The sequence below is a fragment of the Telluria sp. RT2P19 genome (assembly GCF_059685725.1).
In genome coordinates this window covers 1-25,011 of the sequence record NZ_JCASIL010000011.1, presented here as the reverse complement: position 1 = coordinate 25,011, position 25,011 = coordinate 1, and the positions used below count along the sequence as shown (strand labels likewise).

Annotated in this window: 24 protein-coding genes; 17 read left to right on the top strand and 7 right to left on the bottom strand. The window is 67.8% G+C overall.

Annotation, left to right across the window (positions count from 1 at the left end; all coding sequences use genetic code 11):
* Nucleotides 1-90: 90 nt before the first annotated feature.
* Together AC56KW_RS14685 and AC56KW_RS14680 are read left to right on the top strand one after the other, a co-directional pair.
* A complete protein-coding gene (locus AC56KW_RS14685) occupies nucleotides 91-576 on the top strand; it encodes an Lrp/AsnC ligand binding domain-containing protein (RefSeq protein ID WP_497171425.1) in 486 nt (161 codons plus the stop codon).
* A gap of 78 nt (nucleotides 577-654) precedes the next feature.
* Nucleotides 655-2,844, top strand: a complete 2,190-nt coding sequence (locus AC56KW_RS14680) for a hybrid sensor histidine kinase/response regulator (RefSeq protein WP_497171424.1) — start codon at nucleotides 655-657, stop codon at nucleotides 2,842-2,844.
* Between the two features lie 4 nt (nucleotides 2,845-2,848).
* Here the strand turns inward: AC56KW_RS14680 and AC56KW_RS14675 are convergent, their stop codons facing one another.
* Nucleotides 2,849-3,277: a winged helix-turn-helix domain-containing protein gene (locus AC56KW_RS14675; protein WP_497171423.1), complete on the bottom strand. Its 429-nt coding sequence runs from the start codon at nucleotides 3,275-3,277 to the stop codon at nucleotides 2,849-2,851.
* Between the two features lie 189 nt (nucleotides 3,278-3,466).
* Between AC56KW_RS14675 and AC56KW_RS14670 the strand changes: the two genes are divergently transcribed.
* Nucleotides 3,467-4,009, top strand: coding sequence for a flavin reductase family protein (locus AC56KW_RS14670; RefSeq protein WP_497171569.1), 543 nt, complete (start codon nucleotides 3,467-3,469; stop codon nucleotides 4,007-4,009).
* A 32-nt stretch (nucleotides 4,010-4,041) separates the two neighbouring features.
* Here AC56KW_RS14670 and AC56KW_RS14665 read toward each other — a convergent pair whose 3' ends face one another.
* Nucleotides 4,042-4,503: a hypothetical protein gene (locus AC56KW_RS14665; RefSeq protein ID WP_497171422.1), complete on the bottom strand. Its 462-nt coding sequence runs from the start codon at nucleotides 4,501-4,503 to the stop codon at nucleotides 4,042-4,044.
* A 490-nt stretch (nucleotides 4,504-4,993) separates the two neighbouring features.
* Here AC56KW_RS14665 and AC56KW_RS14660 point away from each other — a divergent pair, with 490 nt between their 5' ends.
* Nucleotides 4,994-5,779, top strand: a complete 786-nt coding sequence (locus AC56KW_RS14660) for a ThuA domain-containing protein (RefSeq protein WP_497171421.1) — start codon at nucleotides 4,994-4,996, stop codon at nucleotides 5,777-5,779.
* On the opposite strand, the gene AC56KW_RS14655 is transcribed toward AC56KW_RS14660, so the two are convergent.
* Together AC56KW_RS14655 and AC56KW_RS14650 are read right to left on the bottom strand one after the other, a co-directional pair.
* Nucleotides 5,776-6,171, bottom strand: a complete 396-nt coding sequence (locus AC56KW_RS14655; RefSeq protein ID WP_497171420.1) for an MAPEG family protein — start codon at nucleotides 6,169-6,171, stop codon at nucleotides 5,776-5,778. The genes AC56KW_RS14660 and AC56KW_RS14655 overlap by 4 nt on opposite strands.
* Before the next feature lie 96 nt (nucleotides 6,172-6,267).
* The gene (locus AC56KW_RS14650) at nucleotides 6,268-7,557 is read right to left on the bottom strand and encodes a metal-dependent hydrolase (protein WP_497171419.1); all 1,290 of its coding nucleotides are present in this window, start codon (nucleotides 7,555-7,557) and stop codon (nucleotides 6,268-6,270) included.
* Between the two features lie 164 nt (nucleotides 7,558-7,721).
* Here AC56KW_RS14650 and AC56KW_RS14645 point away from each other — a divergent pair, with 164 nt between their 5' ends.
* The 5 genes from AC56KW_RS14645 to ccoS all read left to right on the top strand — a co-directional run bounded on the left by AC56KW_RS14645 (nucleotide 7,722) and on the right by ccoS (nucleotide 14,347).
* Entirely contained in the window at nucleotides 7,722-9,317 is a 1,596-nt protein-coding gene (locus tag AC56KW_RS14645) for a methyl-accepting chemotaxis protein (RefSeq protein ID WP_497171418.1), read from the top strand.
* Nucleotides 9,318-9,416: 99 nt separating this feature from the next.
* Entirely contained in the window at nucleotides 9,417-10,877 is a 1,461-nt protein-coding gene (hemN, locus tag AC56KW_RS14640) for an oxygen-independent coproporphyrinogen III oxidase (RefSeq protein ID WP_497171417.1), read from the top strand.
* A gap of 7 nt (nucleotides 10,878-10,884) precedes the next feature.
* Nucleotides 10,885-11,670: a sulfite exporter TauE/SafE family protein gene (locus AC56KW_RS14635; protein ID WP_497171416.1), complete on the top strand. Its 786-nt coding sequence runs from the start codon at nucleotides 10,885-10,887 to the stop codon at nucleotides 11,668-11,670.
* A complete protein-coding gene (locus AC56KW_RS14630; RefSeq protein ID WP_497171415.1) occupies nucleotides 11,667-14,189 on the top strand; it encodes a heavy metal translocating P-type ATPase in 2,523 nt (840 codons plus the stop codon). The genes AC56KW_RS14635 and AC56KW_RS14630 overlap by 4 nt, the downstream gene beginning before the upstream one ends.
* A gap of 2 nt (nucleotides 14,190-14,191) precedes the next feature.
* Complete coding sequence (gene ccoS / locus AC56KW_RS14625; protein WP_497171414.1) at nucleotides 14,192-14,347, top strand: cbb3-type cytochrome oxidase assembly protein CcoS; 156 nt, start codon at nucleotides 14,192-14,194, stop codon at nucleotides 14,345-14,347.
* Between the two features lie 101 nt (nucleotides 14,348-14,448).
* On the opposite strand, the gene AC56KW_RS14620 is transcribed toward ccoS, so the two are convergent.
* Entirely contained in the window at nucleotides 14,449-14,847 is a 399-nt protein-coding gene (locus AC56KW_RS14620; RefSeq protein ID WP_497171413.1) for a TraR/DksA family transcriptional regulator, read from the bottom strand.
* A gap of 242 nt (nucleotides 14,848-15,089) precedes the next feature.
* On the opposite strand from AC56KW_RS14620, the gene ccoN reads away from it, so the two are divergent.
* Genes ccoN through AC56KW_RS14590 form a run of 6 tightly spaced genes read left to right on the top strand, consistent with a single transcriptional unit; the run spans nucleotide 15,090 to nucleotide 20,301 of the window.
* Nucleotides 15,090-16,550: a cytochrome-c oxidase, cbb3-type subunit I gene (gene ccoN / locus AC56KW_RS14615; protein WP_497171412.1), complete on the top strand. Its 1,461-nt coding sequence runs from the start codon at nucleotides 15,090-15,092 to the stop codon at nucleotides 16,548-16,550.
* Nucleotides 16,551-16,568: 18 nt separating this feature from the next.
* On the top strand, nucleotides 16,569-17,183 hold the full coding sequence (gene ccoO, locus AC56KW_RS14610; protein WP_497171411.1) for a cytochrome-c oxidase, cbb3-type subunit II: 615 nt from the start codon (nucleotides 16,569-16,571) through the stop codon (nucleotides 17,181-17,183).
* Between the two features lie 13 nt (nucleotides 17,184-17,196).
* On the top strand, nucleotides 17,197-17,367 hold the full coding sequence (locus tag AC56KW_RS14605) for a cbb3-type cytochrome oxidase subunit 3 (protein WP_497171410.1): 171 nt from the start codon (nucleotides 17,197-17,199) through the stop codon (nucleotides 17,365-17,367).
* A 1-nt stretch (nucleotide 17,368) separates the two neighbouring features.
* On the top strand, nucleotides 17,369-18,325 hold the full coding sequence (gene ccoP, locus AC56KW_RS14600) for a cytochrome-c oxidase, cbb3-type subunit III (protein WP_497171409.1): 957 nt from the start codon (nucleotides 17,369-17,371) through the stop codon (nucleotides 18,323-18,325).
* Nucleotides 18,322-19,731 (top strand): cytochrome c oxidase accessory protein CcoG, encoded by a 1,410-nt coding sequence (gene ccoG / locus AC56KW_RS14595; protein WP_497171408.1) that lies wholly within the window; start codon nucleotides 18,322-18,324, stop codon nucleotides 19,729-19,731. Before ccoP ends, ccoG begins: the two co-directional genes overlap by 4 nt.
* Nucleotides 19,732-19,773: 42 nt before the next feature.
* Complete coding sequence (locus AC56KW_RS14590) at nucleotides 19,774-20,301, top strand: FixH family protein (RefSeq protein WP_497171407.1); 528 nt, start codon at nucleotides 19,774-19,776, stop codon at nucleotides 20,299-20,301.
* A gap of 14 nt (nucleotides 20,302-20,315) precedes the next feature.
* On the opposite strand, the gene AC56KW_RS14585 is transcribed toward AC56KW_RS14590, so the two are convergent.
* Nucleotides 20,316-20,717: a hypothetical protein gene (locus AC56KW_RS14585; RefSeq protein ID WP_497171406.1), complete on the bottom strand. Its 402-nt coding sequence runs from the start codon at nucleotides 20,715-20,717 to the stop codon at nucleotides 20,316-20,318.
* Nucleotides 20,718-20,874: 157 nt separating this feature from the next.
* Complete coding sequence (locus tag AC56KW_RS14580) at nucleotides 20,875-21,852, bottom strand: arsenic resistance protein (RefSeq protein WP_497171405.1); 978 nt, start codon at nucleotides 21,850-21,852, stop codon at nucleotides 20,875-20,877.
* 128 nt (nucleotides 21,853-21,980) lie between these two features.
* Between AC56KW_RS14580 and AC56KW_RS14575 the strand changes: the two genes are divergently transcribed.
* Both AC56KW_RS14575 and AC56KW_RS14570 read left to right on the top strand, forming a co-directional pair.
* On the top strand, nucleotides 21,981-22,340 hold the full coding sequence (locus AC56KW_RS14575) for a hypothetical protein (RefSeq protein ID WP_497171404.1): 360 nt from the start codon (nucleotides 21,981-21,983) through the stop codon (nucleotides 22,338-22,340).
* 631 nt (nucleotides 22,341-22,971) lie between these two features.
* A complete protein-coding gene (locus AC56KW_RS14570; RefSeq protein ID WP_497171403.1) occupies nucleotides 22,972-24,816 on the top strand; it encodes a DUF885 domain-containing protein in 1,845 nt (614 codons plus the stop codon).
* Nucleotides 24,817-25,011 lie beyond the last annotated feature (195 nt).

Sequence of the window (25,011 nt, the reverse complement as noted above, 5' to 3'; positions counted from 1 at the left end):
ATGCAGAAAAGGTTGCCATCGTATCGCGGGTAGGTAGATAATTGTTCCTGTTAATGCGCCATTTTTTAGCAAATAATTCGGAATCGAACCATGCGCGTGCAAAAAGCATCGAACCGCATCCTGGACCGCATCGACCTGCACATCCTGTCCATCCTCCAGCAGGATGCGCGCATCGTGATGAAGGACCTGGCCGAGCAGGTCGGGCTGTCGCTTACCCCTTGTATCGAACGGGTCAAGCGCATGGAGCGCGACGGCGTGATCCAGGGCTACTATGCGCGCATCAATCCGCAGGCCCTGGGCATGCAGATCCTGGTGTTCGTCGAGATCAACCTGCACCAGAAATCCGACAAGGCCTTCGAGCGCTTCCGGCGCGCGATGCTGGCCATTCCCGAGGTACTGGAATGCCACCTGGTGTCGGGCGATTTCGACTACCTGATCAAGGCGCGCATCCCCGAGATGTCCGAGTACCGGCGCCTGTTGGGCGAGATCCTGCACGTGGCCGACGCCGGCCAGTCGAAGAGCTATGTGGTGATGGAAGAACTGAAGGAAACCCTGGCGCTGTCGATCCCGCGCTAGCATTCTTGCCAACTCCGCAAAAACCGCAATGCCGGGCCCTGCTCATCCTATAATGGGAGTTTCCTCTTTGGAACGCCCATGCGCGCCGATGCCGGTCCTGTCCTCTCGCTCCGACACCTGCTGATCCTGCTGACCGCGATCGGCCTGCTGCCGCTCGTGCTGCTGGGCGTGTGGACCATCCACGGCGCCGGCCGCTATCTGGAGCAGGAACAGGAAAAGCTGATGGTCGGCCATGCGCGGGCGCTGTCGAGCGCGGTGGATGCCGAACTCGACGCCACCGTGGCGGCCCTGAGCGGCATCGCCAAGAGTCCGCAACTGGCCCGCGGCGACCTGCGCGGCTTCCATGAGACGGCCAGCCGCCTGTCGCGGCCCGACTGGCTGGGCGTGATGCTGACCGACGCCCATGGCGAACCGCTGTTTCGTACCATGGCCCCGTACGGCGCGCCGCCGGCGCGCATCGCCGATGCGGCCAGCCTGCGCCAGGCGATGGCGCAGCGCCGCCCGGTCGCCGGCCGTGTCGCGCGCGGGCAGGGCGGGCGGCCGGCGGTGCCGGTGCGGGTCCCCGTGACCGGTCCCGGCGGCGAACCCTGGGTGCTGACCGCCGTGGTGCAGCCGGACCGCTTCCTGGACGTGATCGCGCGCCAGGACATCCCTCCCGACTCCGTGATCGCCGTGATGGATGGTGGCCGCGCGCTGGTGGCGCGCTCGCGCGACCAGGAGCGCACCGTGGTCGGCTCGCCCAGCGCCTCGCTGGCGGCGCTGATGCATAGCGGCGGTCCGGAAGGCGTGGGCTTCACCGCCACGCTCGAGGGTGACGAGGTGATCAGCGCCTACACGACCTCGCCGCGCTACGGCTGGGTGGTGGCGGTCGGCGCCCCCAGCGCCGGCTTCGGCGTGGCTTTCTTCGAGCGCTTCTCGGTCTATATGCTGGGCGCCTGGGTGGTGCTCAGCGCCTGCATCGCGCTGGCGTCATGGCTCTCCAGCCGCATCGTGCGCCGCATCGAGGACGTGCAGGCCGGCGCCGCCGCCCTGGGCAGCGCGCAGGCGGTGCAGGTGGCGCCGTCGCGGATCACCGAGATCCGCGAGATGGGCCAGGCCCTGGAAGTCGCGGCCAGCCAGCGCGCGGCGCGCGAGGACGAGCGTTCGCGGCTGCTCGCGTCGCTCGAGGAAGCGCTGGCCGGGGCGCGCCAGGCCGGCCAGGCCAAGGACGCCTTCCTCGCCATGCTGGGCCACGAGCTGCGCAATCCGCTCAGCCCGATCCTGACCTCGCTCGACCTGATGGACCTGCGCAACGAACCGGGCAGCCGGCGCGAGCGCGCCGTCATGCGGCGCCAGGTGAACCATCTGCGACGCCTGGTGGACGATTTGCTGGACGTCTCGCGCATCGCTTCCGGCAAGCTGGCGATCGAGACCCGGGCGCTCGACCTGGCCGAACTGGCGCGCCACGCGCTGGCGGCCCTGCCGGGCGAGCCGATCACGCTCGATGCGCCCGATGAAGTCTGGGTGGAAGGCGACGAGACCCGCCTGGCACAGGTGCTGGGCAATTTGCTGTCGAACGCGGCGCGCTTCGGCAGCAGCGACACCCGCGTCACGCTCGGCACGCGCGACGGCGAAGCGGTGCTCGGCGTGAGCGACAACGGCGCCGGCATGGCGCCGGAACTGCTGGCGCGCGTGTTCGAACCGTTCTACCAGGCGCCGCAGCCATTGGCGCGGCGGACCGGCGGACTGGGACTGGGCCTGGCGATCGTGCGCGAGATCGCGCGGCTGCATGGCGGGCGCGTCGCCGCCTACAGCGACGGACCGGGCGCCGGCAGCCGCTTCGAGGTGATCCTGCCGCTCGGCGTGCCGGCCGTGGCCGATGCCCCGGACCTGCAGGCCGCGCCCGCGCCAGGGCGCCGCATCCTGCTGGTCGACGACAACGAAGACGCGGCGACGGCCAGCGCCGTGCTGCTGCGGCACCTGGGCCACGCGGTGCACGTCGCCCACAGCGCGGCCGAGGCGCGTGCGCTGGCCCTGGCCTTGCCGCCCGACGTGGCGATCCTCGACATTGGCCTGCCCGATATGGATGGGTATGCCCTGGCCGCGGCCCTGCGCGCGGATGCGGGCGTGGCGGCCGACCGATCGGCGCTACGGCTGGTGGCGCTGACCGGCTACGGGCAGCAGGACGACATTGCACGCGCACTGGCGGCCGGCTTCGACGTGCACCTGACCAAGCCGGCCACGATCGAGGCGCTGCAGGGCGCCATGGCACCGGCCACGACTGCCTGAGTGTTCACGCAATGGCGGCGTCCATGTCTGGCTGGCGCGCGGCCGGCAGCGGCTCGCGGCGCGGCGTGTCGGGCGGCCCGCTCGTGGCCCGGGCCCCGGTCGTCAAGGGGCGGGTGGAGCTCGGCGCGGTGAAGACATAACCCCGCCCGGCGACATTGACGATCGCGCCGCCGGCCTCTCCCAGCAGCCGGCGCAGGGCGGCGATCTGCACACGCAGATTGGCGTCGATGACGACCGTGTTGGGCCAGACCGCCTCGATCAGGACGCGGTTGCTGAATACCTTGCCCGGATGGGCGGCCAGCACGGCCAGCAGGTCGAAGGCGCGCGCACCGATGGCTACCTGACCGCCCGCGCGCCGCAGCAGGCGCTGGTCGGGCAGCAGTTCGAAGTCGAGGAAGACGATCGCGATGGGGGCGGAGTAGCCGGATTCCATACTTAGCCTCTGGTCAAGTCGGGTTTCAGTATCATTTTCCGACATCGCGGAGCAGGACGCTAGAACATTTCTGCTGTCGCGCGCGCACCACGCTCGATGCGCCGACGCGCCGACGCGCCGACGCGCAAGCGTACGCCGGGCGCGGACCCGCCGGTCGATAATGCCGTCGTGTTCATCATGGAGGAAGCCATGCGTGGCAAGCACGACCTGCCGCTGCACGAGGTGCGGCGCTACCTGGAACCGGGACCGGTGGTGCTGGTCACTTCAGCGCACCGCGGCGAACGTGACGTGATGGTGATGGGCTGGCATACGGTGATGGAATTCAGTCCGTCCTTGATCGGCTGCGTGATCGCTTCGAGCAACCACAGTCATGGCCTGATCCGCGCCAGCGGCGAATGCGTGATCAACCTCCCGACCACGCGGCAGCTCGAGGCGGTGCTGGGCGTCGGTTCGACCACTGGCGCCGAAGTCGACAAGTTCGCGGCCTTCGGCCTGACGCCCGATGCGAGCGAGCAGGTCGCCGCGCCGTCGATCCGCGAATGCCACGCGCAGTTCGAGTGCAGGCTGCACGACGACAGCCTGGTGGAGCGCTACGATTTCTTCATCTGGGAAGTGGTGGCGGCGCGGGTTGCTGCCCGTCCGCGCCATCCCGCAACCCTGCATTACAAGGGCGATGGCACATTCATGGTGTCGGGCAAGGTCATCCGGCGCCAGCGCGCAGGCTTGAAATAGGGGGCGTCAAAGCCGGCCGCGCCCGGCCCATCCTACCGCGACCGCCACCCGGCGTGCCCATGCAATATGATCCGCGGCACCCGCCCGCCGGGCCGCCCGGCCGGCGGCCGCGGCGCCGTGGCCAGCGCCAGGTCGGTGCTGAGCCGGTGCAGCGACAGCAGGTCGAGCAGGGCCGCCACCAGCTGGCGGCCGAGCGTGACGTCGCCATCCTCGACCAGTGGCAGGGCGCGGTGCAGGGCGGCCAGGATCGTGGCGTTCTCGGCGCGGTGCTCGTGCAGGCGCTGGTAATCGAGGGTTTCCATGACGTTTTCCTCGTGCCGGAACCCGACCTCGACCGCGGTCACGACGGACGGGAAAGCGCGCGCGAAGCAATCGTCTGGCGTGCGGCTGCTGTCGGCCGTGGCGGCCAGTCGGGCGCACAGCTGGCGGCGGGCCTGGCGGATCGCGGCGCCGAGGGCGCCGGCGCTGCCGTTGGGGTAGTGGCGGAAAGTCATGGCGGAAGGTGGTGGCAGAAGGGTGTCAGTGCGCATTGAGGAGCGGGGCCGGTGCGTGGGTCGCGCACGTCGCGCGCGACGCCGCCGGGGATCCATTCGCATAGCGGGTGCGGCCGAAGGCGCCAGTGACCATCGGCCCGGCGCGGGAGTGGCGCGCCATGCCCATCAAGGCCCCGTCCAGGTGGGCGCCGTGCGCTGGCCGGCAGCATGACGGCACACAGGCAGCTTGCCTGGCAAGGGCCGCCGTCGACATGGACGAGTATGGTCTTGAGCATCTGCTGGCTCCGTTCGGTGGCGAGACTGGAACGTGGCGCACCGCGTTTCACACTATACGCGGCACAAGTGAGGATGTCAGGCGCACGCTTGATCGCGATCAAACAGGTGTGAAATATCGCGGGAGCCTGAACGGGAGAGGATGTGTTGACAAGCAAGAGGGAAGGAATTAGCGTTGACGTGCTTCTCAACACGATTTTGTGCCCACACACTGTCCATGTCGATGCTTCGTCCGCTTGCCACCCTCGTCTCCGCCTGCGCGCTTTTGTTTGCCGTCGCGGCCCCTGCCCAGGCGGCCCAGTTCAATGTGCTGCTGTTTACCAAGTCCACCGCCTGGCACCACGACGCGGTGCACGCCGGCGTGACGGCGGTGCAGGAACTGGGGAGGCTGCACGACTTTAACGTGTTCTGGACCGCCGACGCCGGCCGCGTGATGAGCGACGCCGAACTGGCCAAGTACCAGGCGGTAGTTTTCCTGCTTACCACCGGCGACGTGCTCGACGACGCCCAGCAGGCGGCGTTCGAGCGCTTCATCCGGCGCGGCGGCGGCTACGTCGGCGTGCACAGCGCGGCCGATACGGAGTACGAATGGCCTTGGTACACGAAGATGGTCGGACATATGTTCCACGTCCATCCTGCGGTGCAGACCGCGATCGTGAAGGTGGAAGCGACGAATTTCCCCGGCATGGAGCGCTTCGCGCCGCGCAACCTGTTCACCGACGAATGGTATGAATTCGGCCCGGCGCGCTCGAAGGAGCTGGTCTACCTGCTGAGCGTGGACGACACCAGCTACCGCCCGCAGACGACCTGGCCCGACCGCGCGGGCAAGGGCATGGGCGTCTTCCACCCGATCAGCTGGTACCAGCATTACGACGGCGGACGGGCTTTCTATACGGGGATGGGCCATATGGCCGCCACCTACCGCGATCCAGTCTTCCTGCACCACCTGTACGGCGGCATCTACTGGGCCGCGACCGGGCGCGGCGTCGCCGGGCGGCGCTAGCTTGCCAGCAACGCGAACAGGATCATCACCAGTCCCGCCAGCGAGACCAGCCACACCAGCGTGCGCAGCACCGGGATGCCGGCCGCATACAAGGGCACGTAGACGATGCGCGCCAGCAGGTAAAGCCAGCAGCCCCACACGGTCAGGGCGCCGTGGATGCCCGCGACGTGGGAGATCAGCACCGCTGCCGCGAACAGGGGCAGGGTCTCGAACAGGTTGGCCTGGGCCCGCTGCAGGCGTGCCGTCACCGGGCGTGGCGGCGGGGCCGCGCCGTCGCGCGCGCCGACATTGTATTGGGCGCCCGTTTCCTGGGTGCGCAGGGTCGAAGGCAGCAGGATCTGGACCAGGCCCAGCACCAGGGTCCAGGCCAGCAAGGTCAGCTCGGTCGTCATCGCACGTCCTTTCAGTGGTGGCGGGTGCAAGCAATCATACGTCACGGAATCTACAACACCGCTCTGCTTTAGGTCCTATCCGTCGCGGCGCGACCGTCAGCCTGCGTCCAGCAGGTCCTGGCGCGGCCGTCCCCACTGCGGCACCGGCGCCGGGCAGGGCCGGTCCGCCATCCCGGCATACGGCAGGGTCGAAAAATTGTCCATGCCGGGGGCGCCGAAGCGGATATCGGTCGCCTTGCCGTCGACCAGCGAAGGCACGCGCGCAAAGCGCAGCCAGCCATCGACATGGCAGTTGTCCTGCTGGAGGGCGCGCAGGCCCGCAAGGCTGCGGTCCTCCTGGTACTTCCATGACAGCGTACGGGCCTGATTTTTTGGTTCGCCGCCGAAGCGCGCCGGGCAGGCGGCGACGTCGCTCACGCCCGGCGCCAGGCTCAGCACGCCGACACGCACCGCATACCTGCCGGCGCCACGATTGTCGGTGACGGTCGCGAACGACCAGCACAGCGGATTGGCGGGGAAGGCCGACAGCGGCAGGTCGAGGATGCGGCTGCCTGGATCGACCTGGGCCAGTGCGGACCGGATCTGTTCCCGCGCCAGCTGGGCGGCGACGCCCTGGACTGCGATGAAGCCGAGGCAGGCCACGAGGGCTGTGACCAACCCAGCAGATGAGCCAGCAGATGAGCCGGCAGATGAGCCAGCGGATGAGTCAGCAGATGAGCCGCCAGATGAGCCGGCAGACGCGCCACGGCGCGCCATGAAGGCGACCACGGCCGCCAGCAGCAGCAGCCCGGCCAGTGAACCCCAGTGCAGGAAACCCATCCAGGTAAACACGACCGGCGCGGCCAGGATCAGGCCCGCGAACAGCCAGCGCAGCATCCGGTTCGGCGCCAGGAGCGCCAGCGCGACGCCGAGCGCGGTCCAGAACACCGGCTCGATGATGAACACCATGTCGCCATACAGCCAGCGCGAATCGAGCGGATGGAAGGGGTGGACGCCATAGGAATTGAGGAAGTCGAGCGACAGGTGCAGCACCATGGCGACCGCGGCTGTCGCCAGGACTGCGTTGCGCGCGCCGCGGTCGTCGCGCAGCAGGCGCCGCGCGCCAGGCCACATCAGCCACAGCAGGCCGAGCAGCAGCGCGATCTGGGGCAGGGCGTACAGCAGGGTATGCGTATGGCCGCGGTGGTGCAGCAGGTAGCCGAGCGGCGGCGCGAGCAGGGGCGTCAGCACCAGGTCCAGGTCGGGAAAATTGCTGGCCAGCGCGCCGGTGGCGAGCAGGACGCGGCGGCGCGTGCGCGCCGTGCGCGGATCGGGGTTGACCCGGAGGGCGCGATCGGCGAGTTCGCCCAGCGCGAGCCCGGCCAGGGTGTGGGTGAGATTGTCCATCCCACAAGTTTATCGCGAAAGCAAGCATTGAACTAAATCAAGGTTCTCTTAGTTACATAGTGTGGTGGACCATGACAAATTTGATGTAGGTCATATTTTTCGCATTTCCTCATCGTTAGAATGCAAGCAAATATATTTCTTTAAAGCAACAAGAGGAGTGCACAGTGCGCAACAACCAGCCAGTCACCGGCGTCGAATATGTCATGCAAGCGGGGCAATCGATCGTCTCGAAGACCGACACCAAGGGCCGCATCACCTATGTCAACCCGAGCTTCGTCGACGTCAGCGGCTTCAGCGAGCAGGAATTGCTGGGCAAGGCGCATAACCTGGTGCGCCACCCCGACATGCCGCCGGAAGCCTTCGCCGACCTGTGGGCGACCCTGCAGGCGGGCGACCCGTGGACCGGCCTGGTCAAGAACCGGCGCAAGAACGGCGACTTCTACTGGGTGGTGGCGAACGTGGTGCCGATCCAGGAAGGCGGCCGCGTGACCGGCTACATGTCGGTACGCACCGCGCCCACCCGCGTCCAGGTCGCGCATGCAAGCCGGCTGTATGGGCAGCTCCGCAACGGCAAGGCGCGCGGCCTGGGCGTCGTGCGGGGCCAGGTGGTGCGTACCGGCTGGCGCCGGCCACTGGGCGCGCTGCGCGCGCTGCCGCTGGGGCAGCGCCTGGGCTGGATGATGGGCGGCCAGGCCATGCTGCTGGCCGCGCTCGGCATGGCGGCCTCCGGCGCCGCGTGGCGACTGCTGGCCGGCGCCGGGGTGCTGGCATCGCTGGCCATGTGGTATGCGCTGAACCGCAGCATCGCGCGCCCCCTGCGCGATGCCGTCGCGGCCGTACACGCCCTGGCCGGCGGCGACCTGGCGCGGCCCGTACCCATGTCCGCTCGCGGTGGCGAGATCGGGCGCCTGCAGCTGGCGCTGCGCCAGCTGAACATCAATCTCACCGCGATGATGGGCGACGTGCGGGACAACGTCAGCTCGATCGAGCTGGCCACGCGCGCGATCGCCGCCGGCAACGCCGACCTGGCCAGCCGCACCGAGGCCCAGGCCGCCAGCCTGGAGCAGACCGCGAGCAGCCTGGGCAGTATCGCCAGCGCCGCCGGCCGCAATACCGACAGCGCGGTGCAGGCCGACGGCATGGTGCGGGCCGCGAGCATGGTGGCCGGGCAGGGCGGGGCGGCGGTCAGCCAGGTCGGCCAGACCATGGACAAGATCAGCGGCTCGGCCCACCGCATCGGCGACATCATCGGCCTGATCGACGGCATCGCCTTCCAGACCAACCTGCTGGCGCTGAACGCGGCGGTGGAAGCGGCCCGCGCCGGCGAGCAGGGCCGCGGCTTCGCGGTCGTGGCCGGCGAGGTGCGCAGCCTGGCCCAGCGCACGGCCGGGGCGGCCAAGGAAATCAAGGGCTTGATCGCCGTCTCCAGCGGCCACGTGGGCGAGGGGACGGACCTCGTCGGCCAGGCCGGCCAGACCATGCGCGAAGTGGTCGGCAAGGTGGCCGAGGCGGCCGCCATCATGAGCGCGATCTCCACTGCCAGCCGCGAGCAGGCCCAGGACATCCTGGGCGTGAATGCGGCCATGACCGAGCTCGATGCGATCACGCGCCAGAATGCCGCCCAGGTCGAGGAATCGGCGCTGTCGTCAAGCAGCGTGGCCGACGAGGCGGCAAGGCTGTCGCTGGCCCTGTCGGTATTCAAGTTCGATACTGCCGGATCTTCAAGCAAGGCGGACTTAAGCAGACTCGGCCATATTTGATGCAAATCAAGGTTTCGTTCGAAACGGATCAATAAACTGACAGCTAATCGTGCCACTTTGCATTTCCGCAAGGTGGCCAGCAGCTGGAGTACCATCGTCATGCTCGTCGAAGCGCAAGCGGCGTCCCTCGCGCCGGCCCCTACCCGATTGCCGTCCCCATCCGCCGTCGTGCTCCATCCGGTCGTCGAATTCGATGGCGACCTGCTGGCCAGGCTCGGCAAGTCCGGCCCCCGCTATACCTCCTACCCCACTGCCGACCGCTTCAGCGCCGACTTCGGCTACCGGGACTACCTGCACGCGGTGGCCAGTGTGCGCACGCGCGGCAAGCGGCCGTTGTCGCTGTACCTGCACATTCCGTTCTGCGAGAGCGTCTGCTACTACTGCGCCTGCAACAAGATCGTCACCAAGCGCCGCGACAAGGCGGCGACCTACCTGGCTTACCTGAAGCGCGAGGTCGAGATGCAGGGCCTGCTGTTCGCTGGAATGAACGAGGTCGAGCAGCTGCACTTTGGCGGTGGCACCCCTACTTACCTGTCCGACGAGCAGATGGGCGAACTGATGGCGCACCTGCGCCGCTGCTTCAGCTTCGCGCCGGACGAGCACGGCGAATATTCGATCGAGGTCGACCCGCGCACCGTGTCGGCCGAGCGCGTGCACAGCCTGCGGCGCCAGGGCTTCAACCGCATCAGCCTGGGCGTGCAGGACTTCGATCCGGACGTGCAGAAGGCGGTCAACCGGGTCCAGCCCGAGGCCGAGACGGTGGCCATCATCGACGCCGCGCGCGCCGCGCTCTTTCGTTCGGTGAGCATCGACCTGATCTACGGCTTGCCGAAGCAGACCCTGGCCACCATGGCGCAAACCATGGACAAGGTGATCGCGGCCAGCCCGGACCGCATCTCGGTCTATCACTATGCCCACATGCCGCACCTGTTCAAGCCGCAGCGGCGCATCCTGCAAGAAGACATGCCGGACAGCGACACCAAGCTCCAGATGCTCCAGCTGTGCATCGAGCGCCTCGGCGCGGCCGGCTATGTCTACATCGGCATGGACCATTTCGCCAAGCCGGAAGACGACCTGGCCGTGGCCCAGCGCCAGGGCCGCCTGCACCGCAACTTCCAGGGCTATTCGACCCACGCCGACGCCGACCTGGTGGCCTGCGGGGTGTCGAGCATCGGCGCGGTGGGCGCGACCTACAGCCAGAACGTCAAGACGCTCGACGAATACTACGAGCTGATCGACCAGAACGAGCTTCCGGTGCAGCGCGGCATCCGGCTGTCGATGGACGATGCGCTGCGCCGCGCGATCATCCAGAAGCTGATGTGCCAGTTCGAGTTGTCGATCCCGGCCATCGAGCAGGCTTTCCCGATCGTCTTCGAACAGCATTTCGCCGGCGAGCTGGCGGCGCTGCGCAAGATGCAGGACGATGGTCTGGTGCAGGTGGACAAAGAGTGGATCACCGTGACGATGAAAGGACGGCTGCTCATCCGCAATGTGTGCATGGCGTTCGACCGCTATCTCGCACGGCCTGGCGAGGGTCCGCGCCATTCGCGGACCGTCTAGGCGATCCATGAGCGGCATCAGCCTGTTTCCGGTGTTTCTCGTCGGTCTGGCGGGCAGCGTGCACTGCGCCGGCATGTGCGGCGGGATCGTGGGCGCGCTGTCGCTGCCACGCAGGCAGGCGCCGGCGCTGCATGCAGCTGCCTTCCCGCTGGCGGTGCGCAGCGTGACGGCGGCCGGCCCGGCGTCGCTCGGCCATGTGGGAGCCTATAACGCGGGCCGTATTGCCAGCTATATGGCGGCCGGCGCGCTGGCCGGCGGATTCGCCGGCGGCGCCGCATCGCTCGCACCGCTGCCGGCGCTGCAGGCGCTTCTTTATTGGGCCGCGAACCTGATGCTGGTGGCGCTCGGGCTGTTCCTGATGGACGCCTGGCGCGGCCTGGCCAGGGTCGAGCAGCTTGGCCAGGCGCTGTGGCGGCGCGTGTCGCCGCTGCTGCGGCGCGTGAACGCACCGGGTTCCGACGCGAGCGGCGCGCGCATGTTCGCACTCGGCGCCCTGTGGGGCTGGCTTCCGTGCGGGATGGTCTATAGCGTGCTGGTTACGGCAATGCTGAGCGGCTCGGCGCCGCGAGGCGCGGGCGTGATGCTGGCCTTCGGCCTGGGCACGCTGCCGATGCTGTTCGCGCTGGGCCTGGCGGGCGCGCGGCTGCGTGCGTTGATGGCGCGGCGCGCGCTGCGCCTCGGCTGCGGATTGACGATCCTGGCCTTCGGCATCCTCGGCCTGGCGCGCGCCGCCGGCGGCCTGCCGCCGGGCTGGATGCATGAGCTGTGCCTGAGCGTGGGGAGATCGGTATGAGTGCGGTACTTGAAGAAGCGGTGCGCTCCGCGGCCGATGGCGCCGCGCCGCGCCCGTTGCCCGCCGGGTGTTTCCACTGTGGCTTGCCGGTGCCGCAAGCCGGCAACTGGCACGCCACGATCGGCGGCATTGTCCAGCAGATGTGCTGCCCGGGCTGCGCGGCGGCGGCCCAGGCCATCGTCGACGGCGGCTTCGCCGACTACTATGCGAGCCGCACCGCCTACGCCACCCAGGCCGACCTCGACGCCGCGAACGCGCCCGAGCTCGACCTGGTCGATGGCGCCGGTCTCGATGGGGCGGCGAGCTTCACGGTCGAAGGGATCCGCTGCGCCGCCTGCGTGTGGCTGATCGAGCGCCGCCTGCAGCACGTGCCCGGCGTGCTGGACGTGAGCCTGAACGTGGCGACCGAGCGCCTGTTCGTGCGCTGGGATCCGTCCGGCTGCCGCCCGAGCGTCATCCTGCGCACCCTGCGCGCGATCGGCTACACGGCCTATCCCTATGACGCGCGGCGCCACGGCGAGCATCTCGAGCGCGCCCGCAAGAAGCTGTTCCGCCAGCTGTTCGTGGCCGGCCTGTCGATGATGCAGGTGATGATGTATGCGGTGCCGGTGTACATGGCCGAGGAGGGCACGATGGACGCCGCCATGACGGCGTTGCTGCATTGGGCGTCGTTCTTCCTGACCCTGCCGGCGCTGCTGTACTCGGCCCAGCCGTTCTTTGGCGGCGCCTGGCGCGACCTGCGGCGTCGCGTCCTGGGCATGGACGTGCCGGTCGCGCTGGGGATCGGCGCCGCCTTCGCCGGCAGCCTGCATGCGCTGGTGACGGGCAGCGGCGACGTGTATTTCGATTCGGTCACCATGTTTGTGTTCCTGCTGCTGGGCAGCCGCTACCTGGAACTGGGCGCACGCCGCAAGGCGGCCGGCGCGCTCGAGCGCCTGCAGCAGGGCCTGCCGCCATCGGCGCTGCGGCTGCGCGGCGCGCCTGGCCTGCGCAGGCGCGATGAAGACATCGAGCTGGTGAACGCCAGCAGCCTGCGCGTGGATGACCTGGTGCTGGTGCGCGCCGGCCAGGCGGCGCCGGCCGACGGCCTGATCGTCGAGGGAGACACCGAGGTCGACCTCGCGCTGCTCACCGGCGAAAGCCGCACCCAGCGCCGCGGCATCGGCGACCAGGTGCCGGGTGGGGCGGTGAACGTGGCCGGCGCCATCGTGCTGCGCGTGACCTCGACCGCCCACGACAGCCTTCTCTCCATGCTGGTGCGCCTGGTCGAGCGCGCGGGGCAGGGCAAGCCGGCGCTGGCGCTATGGGCCGACCGGGTCGCGGCCTGGTTCGTGCTCGGTCTGCTGTGCCTGACCGCGCTGACCTATGCCGCCTGGCTGCAGGTCGACCCGGGCCGCGCCTGGCAGGTAGCGATCGCGGTGCTGGTGGTGTCCTGCCCGTGCGCGCTGTCGCTGGCCACGCCGACCGCGCTGGCCGCCGCCACCGACCGCCTGCTGCGGCGCGGCGTACTGGCGGTGCAGCCCCACACGCTGGAAACCTTCGACCGCGCCACCCACGTGGTGTTCGACAAGACCGGCACCCTGACCCACGGAAGGCCCGTGCTGCGCCAGACCTTGTCGGTCGGCGCAATGCCGGGTGTCGACTGCCTGCGGATCGCCGCCGCGCTGGAGGCCGACAACCCGCATCCGCTGGCGCTGGCGATCCGCGAGGCGGCCGCCGCGTCCGCCAGTGATTCGGCGAAGGATTGCGCCGATGATTCCGCCGCTGCTTCGGGCACTGCCGCGCCGGACGGATCGGGGCGTGCCGTCCAGACCCGGTTCATCATCGGACAAGGTGTCGAAGGCTGGGTCGATGGCCGCTATTACCGCCTTGGCCGCGCGGCCTGGGTCGCCGGCGTGGCCGGCGGCGTGGCGCGCGCCGCGGTGCCGGTCGGGACCACCTCGGTCTGGCTCGGCAACAGCGAAGGCTGGCTGGCGCGCTTCGACCTGGCCGACGGCTTGCGGCCCGAGGCGGCCGACGTGGTGGACCGCATCCGCGCCAGCGGCAAGACCGTGATCCTGCTCAGCGGCGATGAGCAGCATGCGGCGCAGGCCGTGGCGGCCCGGCTCGGCATCACGACCGCCATCGGCGGCAAGCTGCCGCAAGAGAAGCTGGCCTGTGTGCGGCTCCTGCAGCAGGGCGGCGCGGTGGTGGCGATGGTCGGCGATGGCATCAACGACGCGGCGGTGCTGCGCGGGGCCGACGTCTCGTTCGCAATGGGCCGAGGGGCCGAGCTGGCGCAGTTGCACGCGGATGGGGTCCTGATGGGCGACAGCCTGGCGCCGCTGGCCGACACGCTCGACACCGCGCGCCGTACCCTGGCCGTGATCCGCCAGAACCTGGCCTGGGCGATGGTGTACAACGTGGCGACGATTCCGGCGGCGGCGGTCGGCCTGCTCAACCCATGGCTGGCGGGGATCGGCATGGCGCTGAGCTCCGCGGTGGTCGTGCTCAATGCGCTGCGCTTGCGAAGGGATTAGCGATGGAAGCCTTGTATTTGCTGGTGCCGCTCAGCGTGGTCGTGGTGGGGGTGGCCCTGTGGGTGTTCTTCGGGGCCGCCGACAGCGGGCAGTTCGATGACCTGGAAGGGCCGGCGTATCGCGTGCTGCAGGATGATGATCGGGGTGGGAATGGATGATGTAACCGGTAATGCGGCGATTTCCCGCATAGGCGTCGTCGGCGGATGGCGGAGCCGTCCACCCATGACGACGCAACGGTGAATCACAGCGCAACGGTGAATCACATGGTCGGACCGCGGCCGGTATGCGTTTCCTTTTCGATGCGGTCCTGGCACTCGATGCAGTTGCGCACCGTTGGGGTGGCCAGCAGGCGGGCGTCGGGGATCTCGCGCCCGCACGACTCGCAGACGCCGGCGCCGCCGGCGTCGAGCTTGCCGAGGGCGACGTCGATCTCGTGCAGGGTGTTCGCATCGTGCTCGGCCAGGTGGACTTCGTCGTGGCCGATCATCTCGGCGGTGTTGCGGTCGTCGCCCTGCGCCTCGTGCGCGAGGGGACCGATCGACGGCGCATCGTCCTCGTCGGCGGTAGTGCGCGAACGCACGGCGCCGAGCAGGTCTTCGCGCGCCTGGTTCAGGCGCTTGGCCATTTCTTCGTGAACGGATTGGGACAGCGGCGGCATAGCGATTCCTTATTGGTGAGTGAGGAAAAGCCCACCAAAGATGGCGGGCCGTCTATTTTGGACTTGATTCAGCTCAAAACGATGCCCGTGGAATCGTGGAAGAAAGCGTCGCAGCGTAGGCTGCACATACGTTCCCCATACTCTATCCATCAAGGAACATTTTGATTCACATCAAGGATTTTCAAGGTTCATGAACGCACACTCCTGACTGTCACTACATCGTGTCATTTCAGGAGAGCATCTTGGACAGCAGTCTAAACTATAACTATAAGATCGTGCGCCAGTTTGCCATCGCGACCGTGGTCTGGGGCGTGATCGGCATGGCGGCAGGGGTGTTCATCGCGGCCCAGCTGGCATGGCCAGCGCTGAACTTCGACATCCCCTGGCTCAGCTACGGACGCCTGCGTCCGCTGCACACCAACGCGGTCATCTTCGCCTTCGGCATCTGCGGCCTGTTCGCCACCTCGTACTACGTGGTCCAGCGCACCTGCCAGGTCCGGCTGTTCTCGGACAGGCTGGCCGCCTTCACCTTCTGGGGCTGGCAGGCGGTGCTGCTGTCGGCCGCGGTCTCGCTGCCGATGGGCTTCACGCGCGGCAAGGAGTACGCCGAACTCGAATGGCCGATCGCCATCCTGATCGCCATCGTCTGGGTCGCCTACGCCGTGGTGTTCTTCGGCACCATCGTCAAGCGCAAGGTCAAGCACATCTACGTCGCCAACTGGTTCTTCGGCGCCTTCATCCTCGCGGTCGCCATCCTGCACATCGTGAACGGCATGACATCGCCGGCCTCGCTGATGAAATCGTATTCGGTGTACTCGGGCGTGCAGGACGCCATGATCCAGTGGTGGTACGGCCATAACGCGGTCGGCTTCATCCTGACCGCCGGCTACCTGGGCATGGTCTATTACTTCATCCCGAAGCAGGCCGAGCGCCCCGTGTATTCGTACCGCCTGTCGATCGTGCACTTCTGGGCGCTGATCTTCACGTATATGTGGGCCGGCCCGCACCACCTGCACTACACCGCGCTGCCCGACTGGACCCAGTCGCTGGGCATGGTGTTCTCGATCATCCTGCTGGCGCCGTCGTGGGGCGGCATGATCAACGGGATCATGACCCTGTCGGGCGCCTGGCACAAGCTGCGCTCGGACCCGCTGCTCAAGTTCATGATCGTCTCGCTGTCGTTCTACGGCATGGCCACCTTCGAGGGCCCGATGATGTCGATCAAGACCATCAACGCGCTGTCGCACTACACCGACTGGACCGTCGCCCACGTCCACGCCGGCGCCCTGGGCTGGGTCGGCTTCATCACGATGGGTTCGATCTACTACATCATCCCGCGCGTCGCCGGCAAGAAGCAGATGTACAGCGTAGCGATGGTCGAGACCCATTTTTGGGTGGCGACCATCGGCGTCGTGCTCTACATCGCCTCGATGTGGATCGCCGGCGTGATGCAGGGCCTGATGTGGCGCGCGGTGAACGCCGACGGCACGCTGACCTATACCTTCGCAGAAAGCGTCAAGGCGACCTATCCCTACTACGTGATCCGCGTGACCGGCGGCGCCTTGTACCTGACCGGCATGGTGCTGATGGCCTGGAACACCTGGATGACGATGCGCGGCACGAAGAGCGTCGACGTCCCGATTCCGTTCGAGCCGAAGAATCCGCGCGGCGTGATTGACGCCGAGCACGTCGTCCCAGCCTAAAGAAATCAGGAGTGTGCAATGAAATTCACCCATGAGTGGATCGAGAAGAATGTCTGGCTGCTGATCGGCCTGGTCCTGCTGGTCATCTCCTTCGGCGGCCTGGTCGAGATCGTGCCGCTGTTCTTCCAGAAGTCGACCACCGAACCGGTCGCCGGCTTGAAACCGTATTCGCCGCTGCGCCTGGCCGGCCGCGACGTGTATATCCGCGAGGGCTGCTACGGCTGCCACTCGCAGATGATCCGTCCATTCCGCGCCGAGACCGAGCGCTACGGCCACTACTCGGTGGCCGGCGAGTCGGTCTACGAGCATCCCTTCCAGTGGGGCTCCAAGCGCACCGGCCCCGACCTCGCGCGAGTGGGCGGGCGCTACAGCGACGAATGGCACCGCACCCACCTCGACAATCCGCGCGACGTGGTGCCCGAGTCGAACATGCCGGCCTATCCGTGGCTGGCGAGCACCAGGCTGGTGCCGGGCGAGATCATGCCGAAGATGCGCGCGCTACAGCGCGTCGGCGTGCCTTATACGGACGACGAGATCGCACTCGCGCCCCAGGACCTGGTCGACAAGACCGAGCAGGACGCGTTGGTCGCCTACCTGCAGGGCCTGGGCACCCAGATCAAGACAAGGAACTAGGCGAGGAACGAATATGGCACTTCAACAAATTTTCGACGACGCCAGCAGCGTCATGACCGTGATCAGCTTCGCGACCTTCATGGGCATCGTGCTCTGGACCTACCTGCTGCACAAGGGCAGCGATTTCGACGCCGCGGCGCGGCTGCCGTTCATGGACGACGCCGGCAAGGGCGAGGAGTATTGACATGGCCGACTTCTTCAACGATTTCTGGCACTACTATGTCGCAGTGATCACGATCCTGTCGATCGCCGGCTGCGGCATCCTGCTGTGGTCGCAGTCCAAGTTCAAGGTCAGGCTCGATGCCGACGGCAAGCCGCAGCAGACCACCGGTCATGTGTGGGACGAAGACCTGACGGAGCTGAACACGCCGATGCCGCGCTGGTGGATCGTCATGTTCTGGCTGTCGATCCTGTTCGCTGTCGGCTATCTGGTGCTGTATCCGGGCCTGGGCGCCTGGCGCGGCACCCTGGGCTGGACCAAGGTCGGCGAGTACCAGGCCGAGCTGAAGCAGGCCAGGCTCGAGTATGGTCCGCTGTTCGAGCAGTACAGGAAGCTCGACGTAAAAGCGGTGGCGGCCGATCCGCAGGCCCATGCGATCGGCGAGCGGCTGTTCCTGACCTATTGCTCGCAGTGCCACGGTTCGGATGCGCGCGGCAGCAAGGGCTTTCCGAACCTGGCCGACGCCGACTGGCTGCACGGCGGCGAGCCGGATGCGATCAAGGCGACGATCATGAACGGGCGTACCGGCATGATGCCGCCGATGGGCGCGGCGCTGGGCTCGGACAAGGACGTCGAGAGCGTGGCCCACTACGTGCGCTCGCTGTCGGGCATGGCGGCCGATCCGATCAAGGTCGCCTTCGGCAAGCCGAAGTTCGCCACCTGCGTGGCTTGCCACGGCGCCGAAGGCCGCGGCAACATGATGCTGGGCGCGCCGAACCTGACCGACAAGACCTGGCTCTATGGCGGCAGCGCCGACACCGTGATGGAGACGATCCGCAAGGGCCGTACCAACACGATGCCGGCCTTCGGCGACTTCCTCGGCGAAGAAAAGGTTCACGTGCTCGCGGCCTATGTATGGAGCCTGTCGAATCCGACCGCGCCGGCGCCGGGCAATGCGATGAAAGTGACGGCGGCAAGATGACCGACCCCGCAGGAGCGCCGCGCGAGGCGGTCGTTCGCATGTACGCCGCGCGGGAGGATATCTTCCCGCGCGAGATCAAGGGCCGCTATGCGACGCTGCGCTGGGCCTGCGTCTGGCTGACGCAAATCCTGTTCTACGGCCTGCCATGGCTGAACATGAACGGCCGCCAGGCCGTCCTGTTCGACCTGGCCAGCCGCAAGTTCTACCTGTTCGGCATCGTGTTCTGGCCGCAGGACTTCATCTACCTGGCGGCGCTCCTGATCGTGTGCGCCTATGCCCTGTTCCTGGTGACGGCGGTGACGGGCCGCGTGTGGTGCGGCTTCGCCTGCCCGCAGACGGTCTATACCGAGATCTTCCTCTGGATCGAACGCAAGATCGAAGGTTCGCGCAGCAGCCAGATGCGGCTTGCGCGCCAGCCCTGGAACGGGGAGAAGATCACCAAACGCGGCGCCAAGCACCTGTCCTGGGGCGTGGTGGCGCTGTTCACCGGCTTCAGTTTCGTCGGCTACTTCACCCCGATCCGCTCGCTGGGTGGCGAGATCGCCGGCTTCGGGCTGGGGCCGTGGGAGACGTTCTGGATCCTGTTCTATTCGTTCGCCACTTATGGCAACGCCGGCTGGCTGCGCGAACAGGTCTGCAAGTATATGTGCCCATACGCGCGATTCCAGAGCGCGATGTTCGACCAGGACACCTTGGTCGTCACCTACGATGCCGCGCGCGGCGAACCGCGAAACGGACGCCGGAAGGGTGAGGCAAAAACGGGTCTCGACAAGAGCGGCGACTGCATCGATTGCAGCCTGTGCGTACAGGTATGCCCGACCGGGATCGACATCCGCAATGGCTTGCAATACGAGTGCATCGGCTGCGCGGCCTGCATCGACGCCTGCAATATCGTGATGGACAAGGTCGAACGGCCGCGTGGCCTGATCCGTTACGCGACCGAGAACGGACTCGCGCAAAAACTCGGCGCGCTCGACATCCGGCGCCGCATGCTGCGTCCGCGGGTGCTGGTCTACGGCGCGGTGCTCGCACTGCTGGTGGCCGCGATGGGCACCTCGCTGGCACTGCGCAATCCGCTCAAGCTCGACGTGATCCGCGATCGCGGGTCGATGGGGCGCGAGGTCGACGATGGCCGCATCGAGAACGTGTACCGGCTGCAGGTGATGAACACGAGCGAGGCGCCGCAGACGCTGCAGGTGAGCGTGAGCGGCATCCCTTCGGCCACGGTGGTCGACGACGCCACGATCGCGATCGACGGCGCCACCACGCGCGCGGTGCCGGTACGGGTGCGCATCGATCCGGGCGCGGGCAAGCCGGGCTCGAACAGGATCGAATTCACGGTGCGATCGAGCATGGACCGGGACCTGAGCGTGAGCGAAGGCGCGGCCTTCATTGTGCCGAAATGAGCATGCCGCTGCGAGAGTGCGGAAATGAACAAGGAGAAGAACATGCAAGCGACCAATCCCAACTTCCCGCCAGGCGGGCAGGCGCCGTGGTACAAGCACCGTTGGCCGTGGTTCCTGATGATCGGCCCGGTGACGGTGATGATCGCCACCGGCGTCTCGGCCTGGCTGGGCGCGCAGCAGCCCGATGCGATGGTGGTGGCCGACTACTACAAGCAGGGCAAGGCGATCAACCAGGACTTGCGGCGCGACCGCGCCGCCACCGAGCTGGCGCTGACGTTCGAAGCTGGCCACGATGCGCAGGCGGGGCGCCTGAACGGCCGCCTGGCCAGCGCCGGCAAGCCGGTCGTGGCGCCTTTCCACATTCGCCTCGCGCATCCGACCCTGCCCGAGCGCGACCTGGTGCTGGAAGCGCTGCCCGACGCCAACGGGCGCTTCTCGGCCAGATTGCCGAAGCTCGAGGCCACCCACTGGCAGGTGGTGGTGGAGGGCGCCGCGCGCGACTGGCGCCTGGCGCGCAGCTGGAGTCCGGCCAGGCAGGCGCTGCTGGTGATCGAAGCCGACGTCCGCTAGCTGTGTCGCCACCATCAGCGAACGAGGATGATGGTGGCGACGGCGCTCGCCACGACGATCGCCGCGAACACACCGATGGCGCCGAACACGGACCGGGCCCAGGGCCGGCGTACGTAGGCGTCGCCGACGACTGCCGCCAGATAGCGTTCCGGCGCGCGTCCGCCCCAGACGTGCCAGGCGACCAGCATGCAGATCGCGCTCGCCCAAGGCCGCGCCAGGTCGCCGGCCAGCACCCGGCTGGCGATGGGCAGGAAGCAGCTCACGACGAGCAATCCCGTGACCATGCAGAGCCATGTCCGCGCCTGGGCGGCCAGGTCTTCCTGGCCGAGTGCCTGCCGGTTGCGCATGTGGATGTAGGCGCTGAAGGCGGGCGAGAGCAGGATGCCCCACAGGGTGGCCGCACGCGGGTTCCACAACTGCGGTCGCCCGGCGTCGGCGGCGAACGCGCGGGGGGCGATGATTCTGCCGGCAGCGAGCGGTCCATGATGGTCGCTCGGTAGTTTTTATGCGGAAATAATGCGTGGATCCCGCGCCAGCGCGTTTGATCCGCGCCAGTTGGCCAGCCGATCCGTGTCATGCGGTATCCGCGTTTGCGGATGACTGCCCGAATCGCGCGATGACGCGCACGTACACCAGCTCCGCGACCAGCTCCACCAGTGTCTGCGTCACGATGATGGCCGGCAGCAGCGGCACTGCGCCCGGCACGGCCAGGGCCAGCGGCAGCACCACCAGCGAGTTGCGGGTCGCGCCGCTGAAGGCGACCGCGCGGCCGGCGGGCGCCTCGAGCTTGAACAGCCGCGCCACCAGCCAGCCGGCCAGCGGGGCCAGCAGCGCGAACGCGATGTAGACCGGCACCACGCCGAGCGCCGCTTCCTGCGCCCGGCCGAGCTGCGGCAGCACCGAGGCCACCACGATGAACAGCACCAGCGCAGTCGCCGGCACCGGCAGCAGGCCGAGCACCGCCGATGCACGCGCGCCGGCCTGGCTGCGGCCGGCCCAGACCTGCACCGCGCCGGCCAGCAGCAGCGGCACGGCGATCAGCCACACGAAAGCATCGATGAAGGGGCCCGGCTGCACCAGCCCGGCCGCGCCGTCGCCGAGCAGGATGCGCAGGTAGACCGGCAGCATCAGCATCTGCGCCGCCAGCAGCGCCGGCGTCGCGGCCAGCAACAGGCGCGCATCGGCGCGGCCCAGGTGCGAGAAGGTGACCACGTAGTCGATGCAGGGCGCCAGCAGCACCAGCAATATGCCCAGCCGGACCAGCGGCTCGTCCGGCGCAAAGGGCAGCAGGCCGGTGACGAGCAGGGGCATCACGGCGAAGTTGGTCACCAGGAGCGCGGCCAGGAAGCGGGTATGCGTGAACGCCCGTCCCAGTTCGGCCAGGGGCACCTGCAAGAAAGTTACGAACAGCATCAGGGCCAGCGCCGGGTTGACCGCCGCTTCCAGCGCGGCGGTTCCCGGCAGCGCGAGGGCCGCCGACGCGGCCAGCGCCACGGCGCCGAAATAGATGCCGACCTGCCCGTGTTCGAGGTGGTCCCTGAGGTTCTGCATGCGGAGTCGTCGCTTTTCGTTCGTGATGGATGGCGGGCATGCCACGCCGGCATTATACGAAAGCGTGGACTTGCCCCATGGCGGCGCTGAGGTAAGATGCCGTCCAGTGTGATTCATCGGGAGGGGAAGTGCGGTACCGGAACTTGCTGTTGTATTGGCTGGCGCTCGGGGTTGCCGGGATGCTGGCCTTTCGCGTGCCTTTCGTGGGCTTCGCGCTCGGCATCGGCGCGCTGCTGTATTTTGTGTATGCGATTCCCTACTGGTTGCTGTTCATGGTGTTCTTCCACCAGCGCGCGCACAGCCGCCTGGTGTTCGGCGTGGCGCGCCGCACGTTCGCGATCCGGCTCGGCGCAGCAGCTGCCGTGATGTGCTTCGGCAGCCTGCTGCTGGGGTGGAAGGTGCTGGCCTGCCTCGGCGCGGCCGTGCTGTACTACTGTGGAGAGGTCGAGCTCAAGGACCGGATGATTGCCGCCGCGCGCCGTCAGTGACGGCGCAAGGGCGATGACCTGGTCGCCCATGCTGCCGCGCGCAGCAGCATATCCCTTGCCGATTCACCCGGCCTCGCCCGAATCAGGGGCGCGATTTTTCATCTAAACGCCGTGGCGGATGACCGGCGCAGCGCCGATGCCTTGGCGCGGCGTCCGATGCACACTTCTGCGTGCGCAGTCAGCACTGGAGAACGACGCCGTCGTCCCTTGCACTCGCACGCTTGCAAGGTCTGGCCGTGCCAGGCCTTCGCTCGCCGGCGCCCGGATCGACGAGTGGCCATCCGCGTCGAGGGTGCCACGCACCGCGTTCACCTGCTCGAACAGCGACTGGCGATCGATGTGCGCTCCCGCATGGTCGAGCAGCGCCAGCAGGCGTGCCCGGGCGCTCGCGTACTCGTCCTGGCCGCGGGTACACGCCTTCAGCGTCGACCAGCTCGATGGTGCGCTGCACGACGGCGCGCGCCGTCTGCGCCGAGGGTGGTTTGCGACCGGGTGCAGGGCGCCGTACTTACGCCGCCCGACAACATCGGCGTTGTCGATCCGTTTACTTCCATGTTAGATTCCTCGGCGGCAATTGCGATCCATAAGATGCGCCCGCCAGAGACCATCAACCACGAGGAAGACACCCAAGATGCCATCGACCCGCCAGCGCAGCCTGCGCGCCACCATCGCCGCCCTGTTCATTCCCGCCATGCTCGCCGGCGTGTCGCTGCCTGCCGCCGCGTTCGCGACACCCGCGCCGGCCGCTGCAAGCCAGGCCGCCCCCGCCGCTCCCTACAAGGCCTTCGACGCCTGGAGCGACAAGTTTGCCGAAGACTGGGTGCGCCTGAGCCCACAGCTGGCCACGTCGACCCAGTACTTCAGCGGCGCCGAACAGGCAAAGCTGGACCGCGAACTGACCCCGCTGACCGCGGCGCACCGCAGGAAGTCGGTCGAGATGGCGCGCGAAGGCATCAAGCGCCTCGACGGCTTCAAGTCGCAACCGTTGAACCAGACCCAGAAGATCTCGGCCGCCGTGATGCGCTGGTCGCTGCAGAACGTGATCGCCAACGAGCCGTTCGAGGACCACGCCTTCGTGTTCTCGCAGTTCAGCGGTCCGCAAATCGGGCTGGTCAACTTCATGACCAATACCCATCCGCTGCGCAATGCCGCCGACGTCGACAGCTACCTTGCCCGCCTGGACCAGGTGGCGAGCCGCCTGGATGAAGCGCTGGTGCGCGCCAAGGGCGCCGCAGCCAAGCAGCTGATCCCGCCGCGCTTCATCCTCGAGCGCGCACAGTTCCAGGTCGACCACTTCCTGAAACCCGCTGCGGGCGAGAACGTGCTGGTGACCACGCTGGCCCAGCGCAGCGCCGACATGAAGGACCTGTCGCCCGAGGCGCGCAACGCCGCCATCGCGCGCGCGACCGGCATCGTCGAGCAGAAGATCCGTCCTTCCTACACCCGCGTGCAGGCCTTCATGGCCGAGATCCATCCGAAGACCGGCGACGTGGCCGGCATCTCGCGCCTGCCGAACGGCGCCGCCGCCTACAAACGCGCGATCGAGAACTTCACCAGCACCCAGCTGACGGCGGATGAAATCCACGCCATCGGCCTGCGCGAAGTGGCGCGCATCGAGGCCGAGATGGACAAGCACCTGCGCTCGCTCGGCCTGGCCGAAGGCGGCATCGAGGAGCGCATGCAGCAGCTCGACGCGCGCTTCCAGCCGAAAGGCGAGGGCGATCCGCGTCCCGCCATCATCGCCAGCTACAACGAGATGGTGCGCGACGCCGAGCGCAGGAGCGCCTCGCTGTTCAACCTCAAGCCGCGCGCGCCGGTCGACGTGCGCCGCGTCCCGCCGCTGACCGAGCCGTCGGCCGCCGCCCACTACACCTTGCCGGCGCCGGACGGCAGCCGTCCGGGCATCTTCTGGGTGCCGCTGCGCGGGCCGACCTTCAGCATGGTGCGCATGCGCAGCCTGGCCTACCACGAGGCGGTGCCGGGCCACCACTTCCAGCTCGCGATCCAGCAAGAGATGACCGACCTGCCGAAATTCCGCAGCCAGCGCATCTTCAGCGGCGGCAGCGCGCACTCGGAAGGCTGGGCCCTGTACACCGAACGCCTGGCGGTGGAGCAGGGCTGGTACGAAGGCGACGTGCCGGGCCTCCTGGGCGCCCTGGGCTCGGAACTGTTCCGCGCCCGCCGCCTGGTGGTCGACACCGGCCTGCACACCAAGGGCTGGACCCGCCAGCAGGCGATCGACTACGGCATCGGGGCGCAGGAGACCGAACGCTACGTCGTGTGGCCGGGCCAGGCCAATGCCTACATGATCGGCATGCTGCGCATCCTCGAGCTGCGCGAAAAGGCGCAGAAGGAACTGGGCGACAGGTATTCGCTGCCGGCTTTCCACGACATGGTGCTGGGCGCCGGCTCGGTGCCGCTCGATGTGCTGGGTGAACTGGTCGATAACTGGATCGCGCAGCAAAAGAAAGCATGATGTCCCATAGCGCGCGCTAGCTTATTGCGTACTGGACGCTCGAAAACGCCCCCGCCGAAAGCGGGGGCGTTTTCTTTTGGCGATGTACACGTTAAATATGGATGAGCGTTGAACTGTTGAGCTGCCCGGCGGTCCAACCCCTATCGTCGTCCATAGGAGTGAATCGTGAAGGCGCCCCGGTTCGCAAAGCTGGTT